At 62.9% G+C, this 5440-nt stretch carries 7 protein-coding genes and 1 pseudogene; all 8 read right to left on the reverse strand.

Features of this window, described 5'->3' with window-relative positions:
* Window positions 1-251: hypothetical protein (locus tag M2432_RS27710; protein WP_280830060.1), on the reverse strand; the 251-nt coding region annotated here is incomplete at its 3' end.
* Between the two features lie 1031 nt (window positions 252-1282).
* Window positions 1283-1576, reverse strand: a complete 294-nt coding sequence (locus M2432_RS27715; RefSeq protein ID WP_280830061.1) for a hypothetical protein — start codon at window positions 1574-1576, stop codon at window positions 1283-1285.
* Window positions 1577-1617: 41 nt separating this feature from the next.
* The gene (locus M2432_RS27720) at window positions 1618-1881 is read right to left on the reverse strand and encodes a WhiB family transcriptional regulator (RefSeq protein WP_280830062.1); all 264 of its coding nucleotides are present in this window, start codon (window positions 1879-1881) and stop codon (window positions 1618-1620) included.
* Window positions 1878-2303 carry a hypothetical protein gene (locus tag M2432_RS27725; protein WP_280830063.1) on the reverse strand — a complete coding sequence of 142 codons (426 nt, stop codon included), beginning with the start codon at window positions 2301-2303 and terminating at the stop codon, window positions 1878-1880. The genes M2432_RS27720 and M2432_RS27725 overlap by 4 nt, the downstream gene beginning before the upstream one ends.
* Before the next feature lie 249 nt (window positions 2304-2552).
* Window positions 2553-4229 carry an AAA family ATPase gene (locus M2432_RS27730; protein WP_280830064.1) on the reverse strand — a complete coding sequence of 559 codons (1677 nt, stop codon included), beginning with the start codon at window positions 4227-4229 and terminating at the stop codon, window positions 2553-2555.
* A 62-nt stretch (window positions 4230-4291) separates the two neighbouring features.
* The gene (locus M2432_RS27735; protein WP_280830065.1) at window positions 4292-4555 is read right to left on the reverse strand and encodes a hypothetical protein; all 264 of its coding nucleotides are present in this window, start codon (window positions 4553-4555) and stop codon (window positions 4292-4294) included.
* 3 nt (window positions 4556-4558) lie between these two features.
* Window positions 4559-4744: a helix-turn-helix domain-containing protein gene (locus tag M2432_RS27740; protein WP_280830066.1), complete on the reverse strand. Its 186-nt coding sequence runs from the start codon at window positions 4742-4744 to the stop codon at window positions 4559-4561.
* Window positions 4745-5242: 498 nt separating this feature from the next.
* Window positions 5243-5440 (reverse strand): annotated as a pseudogene (locus tag M2432_RS27745) (integrase); the annotation flags it as partial.

Consider the following 5440-nt stretch of genomic DNA (forward strand, 5'->3'; position numbering starts at 1 on the left):
TCGCTTTGGTAGGGCTCACATTCGATGATGGTGGCCGATTCGACCGTGCCGAGCAGGTGCGTGATGTCAACAAAACCGGGCTTTGTCGGCAGCGGCACCACCGTGGGCCGTCCCCTTTTCGTGCTGACCGGGCCACGGCCGCGGCGCATGCGCTGCTCACGCTTCACGGTGCGGGCATGCTCCCGGCACAGCGCACAGCCCTTCACATAGCCGGTCATATGCCCGTGCGGGCCGATACTGAACGCGCCCATGGTGTCGAGTCTGACACGGGGAGCGGGTCGGGGGCCACGCTGTGAAAGTGTCCACGGCCGTGGAAACTTTGTCTTCGGGGCCGGTCACCAGTTGTGTCCATCTCGTCGACCACTTCGGCCCCCGGATGCCACTTCCGTAAGGGATACTGGCATCCGGGGTGATGACCTCCTGACGTCTATCGGCAGATAGCGATTCATCGGCTGACGTCTGTCGCGATGGACAATGCGTATCAATTCGCATTAATGTCGAGGCCGACGCCATTCTTTTCGACGCTTCCCGCCATTCTTTGCCGGGGTCGGAGTAATTCAATTCGAATTTAAGCATTTCGGCCTATTTCCACGGAATTGTTTTTGATATTGGCGGGATTGTTACATCGTTGCAGGTCAGAGCATGTTTTTTTAGGACCTCGACGAGTCTCCGCCAAAAGACCGCCTGCCGGTGAGGCGCGCACCATTGTTTGGCACCGAATTCGACTCCCCTGCCCCGCCATTGTTTCGAGGACAGGCGACCATTCTTTTGCGGCCTCGTTCGCCATTGTTTTGCGCCATGGATAAATGCATGGTCGCCATTCTTTTTGACCATTTAATTTAAATTGAATTCGCATTGAATTCGGTGCGTATTGCCCGGCCAGGGGCACGGGGTGTGCCGGTGGCGGCGCGGTGTTCGCCCTGGTCACAGACCTGCATGGTCTTAATGACCATGCAGGTCCTCACGAATGCCGTTGCCTGCCTGGCCTTCTCGCGGCGGTGGGGGTGACCGGTCCGGTAATACCCGCGAGGAGGGCCAAACCCGCAGGTCATGGACCTGCATGACCCTAAGGGTTATGCAGGTCCGCGGCGAACGGCGGGGGCTTATGCGCACAGGGACTGCCCGGCCCGAATCGTGCTGGCACCGCGGCGATGTCGGCCCGCGGCGAAACGGTCATGTTCAGAACTGAGCATGAGATGCGTTCTGCCGTGCGGCACAAGCCTTCCCGGCACTGCGTATGCCGATGGCCCTGCGACGCGCTCAGCGGGGCAATGAGCGGGCATTACGTGCCCACCCTGCGGTCAGGGTGAGACGGCACCGCGTGCAGCATCGGCCACGGTATCGGCCAGTCACGCTCGGGGTCATCGTCGAACCAGACCAGAGCCCAGGCAGGTTCGCCTTCGGTAGCGATGACGCCACCACCACCGAGCGGGACGAACGCGTGCGCCTCGATGTCGAACGTGCCGACAGCACTCACGGTGCCTATGCGGGTGCTCTTCACGTCGTCGGTGTCAAAGACGTCCATCGCGACCCGCTCGCCCTCACTGATGACGTGAAACATATTGTGGGAGTTCATCATTCGGTTCCTTTCACTTTCGGTTTGCTTGGCGGACGCCACTACCGCCCGGCCCGTGCGTATCTGCGCCGGTTGACCTGCCCGGCCACCACACCCGCGGGCCGGTCCCGAGCCGGTAGGGCGTCGAACCATTCCCGGCACTGTCCCAACGCGGGACAGCACCGGCACAAAGCCAGGGCTTGAGCTTCAACACGGTCGCGGTCGGGGTCCCGGTCGGGTCGCTGGTCGAACAGGTCGGAGCGACCGCGGCACGCAGCACCGGGCAGCACGGGGAAATGCGCTGCGGCGGTGAGGATTCCGGTCACGTGGTGTTCTCGCGTTTGCGTTCGCTGAGCAGCTCGACTGCGCGCCGGACTCGCTCAAGGTGTTCGGTGAATTCCTGCGCGAGTGCGGCTTTCGTTGCGGCGTCAGGTTCACCACCGGGGAATGTGCCGATGTAGTGGTCTTCTTCACGGTCGGCCTCGCACAGTGTGCCTGGCACGCCGTGCTCGGCCGCGGCATAGACCACGCGTGTCTTGCGGGGTACCGAACGCACGATGTTGTCGGGCCACACCTCGACGCTGGTGCATTCCTGTAGGAGCAGGGCCGGGCAGCGTTCGCACAGCCACCGGTCCGCTCCGGTTGTCGCGTCGGGGTAGTAGAAGACGTTCGTCCATTCGGCGAGCAGCGGCACGACACCGATGTCTGTCCAGTTGTCGAACACCCTCGTTTCGGGGGTGGTGGTCATGGGCTGATGTTCCTTTCGTTGTTTTGCTGGCGGCCCGGCAACGAACCCCCGGCACCTTTACTTAGTGCCGGGGGGATTCGTGATTGCCTGCGGCGTGATTGCCTTGGCCGTCAGCGTGATTGGTTGACCTGCGGTTTCGCGAAATCCGTAATTGCCGTAATTGCACCGTGATTGGTTTGGCACCGGTTCGGCCGCGTGATTGCTCTGACCTGCGGTTTTGCCAAAAACGGGATTGGGCGTGATTGCTGTTCACGCCAGAAACCATGTTGCTGGACACCGTTGCTCACCACCGCCGCGTTCCCCGTCGAAACGCACCAGCTCGCCCGTGCTCACGTAGTTGTCGAGCCGTCGCCTGATCCGTTCGATCTGCGCTTTGGTGGGGTTGTCCACGCCGTACACCGCGCGCGCACCGTCGCGTGCGGTGAGCCCGTTTTCGCGGCCCAGGTCGACAAGGTGCAGCAGATCGGTTTCGGTGTCGATACTGAACGTTCCGGTGTCGGGGTCGAGCACCAGGCGCAGCGGCCCGATCGTTTCGGCGGGCGGTTTCACATGCTCGAATCCGATCACCAAATCCCCGGCGTCACCGACCAGCAGGATCACCGAGCCGCTGCCCGCGGTGAGCCATGTGCTGCCGTAGATGTCGGCGAGTTGTTTGGTCTGCCCCGATCCTTGCTGCGCCTTGCGGGTGTGGTGCAGGTCGCAGAGCTGCACACCGCTGGCCGTAAGGTGTTGGCGCGCACGGTTGTACGCGGCACCGACTTCATCCTCCGTCAAGCCGACCGCCGCGTCTTTGAGACTGTCGACGTAGACGATGCTGGCCTGGTAGTAGTCGGCCATCCGGGTCAGCAGTGTGGTGTCTTTGGCCAGGTCGGTGACCGGTGGGCCGGTACGAATCACTAAGCGTTGCAAGGCATTACGGTCATCTTCGGTGTATTGGCGTTGCATCGAGCGGCTGATCTGCGGCGGCCGGTCCATCGCCAGATACAAGATGTTGCCACTGGTTTGGGCGACGGTCAGCCCGAGCACGTCGCTGCTGCCGATGCCGAGCTGTGCTCGGATGACTTGACCGGCCAGGGTGGTCTTGCCGACGCCGGGTGAGCTGGCGATCATGAACGGTTCGCCTACGGGCCAGAGCACGTGTTGCCCGTCGCCCCACATCGAAGGCATGACCTCAGGCGCGTCGAGGATGAACGCTGCACCGGTTATGGCGTGCCAGCCAATTGCGTTGTCGCCGTGGGGATTCCAGTGCGGCCGGTCTGCGGGCACGAGTTCGTCGAGGGTGTGACCGGACGCGATGTGGTCTGAAACATCCTTTCCCTCAACGGCTTTCACGATGCGGCAATCGCCGGCGATTCCGTCGAGCAGTGCGCAAATCTGTTGTGCGTGTTGGTATCCCACGGTGTCATCGTCGGCGACGATCACCACCTGTTTGCCTTTCAGCGGTGACCAGTCGGCCCGCTTGGCCTTGCCCGCGCCCATCGCCGAGCACACCGCCGCAGCGCCCACGGATTCGACGGCCAGCACGTCCTTTTCACCTTCGACCACATAGACGGTTGTGGTGTCGGTGATGCGGTCGGCGTGAAACAGGGCGGTGCCTTTGGTGTTGCCACGTTGGGTGAATTGCTTTGTGGGACTTCGGCACACAATGCGGTTGTCAGGGTAGTGATAGGTTGCGCCGCTCGGATCGTCGAACAGCGCTGCCGGGGTGAGGGTGAGCGCTGCGAGCACGTCGCGCCAGTCGCACCCGGCGTGGCAGTGCAGCAGCGCCGAGCCTTCAATAGCCTTCACGCTCAGCGAGGGGTGCGTGTCGTCGTGCGCCGGGCACTGCGCCGACGCGTGCCCGTTGCTGCTCGGTGTGACGGTCAGCCCGGCGTCGCGCAGTGCGTCCAGTACCCGGTGGTAGGCGGTAGAATCGTCAGCAGTCATAGGGAATGACTTTCGGTAGGTGAACAGGCCGGGCGTGGTTTCCCGGCCTGTTCGCTTGCGGCTCAGGCGGATTCGGTGCTGTCGAGGTTGTCGGATTCGAGCATTCGCGCATTCGCCGCGATCAGTGCGCGGCCCAGTTCCGCCGCTTCGCCGGGCTGTTGCATGTCGAACAGCGGACAGGGTTCGCCATCGTGGATCATCCACAGGGAGATTGATTTCCCGTAGCCGTCGCACCCGCACGGGTCGTCCTCGTACCAGACTTCGATGGCTTCGGTGCGCGGGTGGAAGCCGTCACTGACGGTGACGCGCCAGCGGTCATCAGACATGGCTCACCAGTCCTTGCCGCTCGGCGTGATCGGCGTGAGAGCCTTGTCCAGGTCGTCGCGGTCGATGCGGATCATCCGCTCGCCGACCAGGTAGGCGCGGAGTCGTCCGGTTGAAATGAGCCGTCGCACACTGCGTTTGGACATGCACAGTTCTTCGGCAACATCGTCGAGTGTGAGTTTCTTAGCCACGGGGCACCCCTGTTTGGTCATAGCGGAATGGATGACCAGTTGGGGCGATGCCAAGGGCCGGAGGTGACAACCGGCTCATGTGCTCGCGTTACGTATCTCAGATGGTGCGTTACCGTCAGCCGGAGGTTCTTTTACGTCACTCCCTGGTGAGCGACCCAAGGGTCCAGATTCGAGGAGTGTGCCGTGGATCACTCTACGCGCATGAATTGCCTTTTGGCGATGCCTATTTCGCAGTGCGGCATCCGATAGCCATTCTGGGGCAACGGCTTTCGTTGCCAGTTTGGCAACACATCAGCCCGCGCAGGCCACCTGCCAGCAGTGATCCGGTATCTGCACCGTTGCCCGATTGGCAACACATAGCCCCGTGGCGCGTGCCGACAACGACTGTCCCATATGGGACAACAGTGCTCACCTACGCCACCAGCCGACCGGCCCGTCAGCGTCGCACTCAGGCGCTCTGACGCGCCGTCCCGGCGTCGGACGTCAGTCGATGAATCGCTACCTGCCGATAGACGTCGGCACCGCGGCCAGCCCCGACAGCCCATCGGCCACCGCACGGTCACGCCCCGCGGCGATGCCCTGATAGATCATCGCCGCCTTCACCGTGCTGTGCCCGAGCCGGTCCATCGTTTCGCGCAGCGTGCCCACACTCGCGGTCATCGTGCCCGCGAAGTGCCGCAGGTCGTGCACCCGAAC

The organism is Mycobacterium sp. OTB74, assembly GCF_029892685.1.
Classification (GTDB): domain Bacteria; phylum Actinomycetota; class Actinomycetes; order Mycobacteriales; family Mycobacteriaceae; genus Mycobacterium.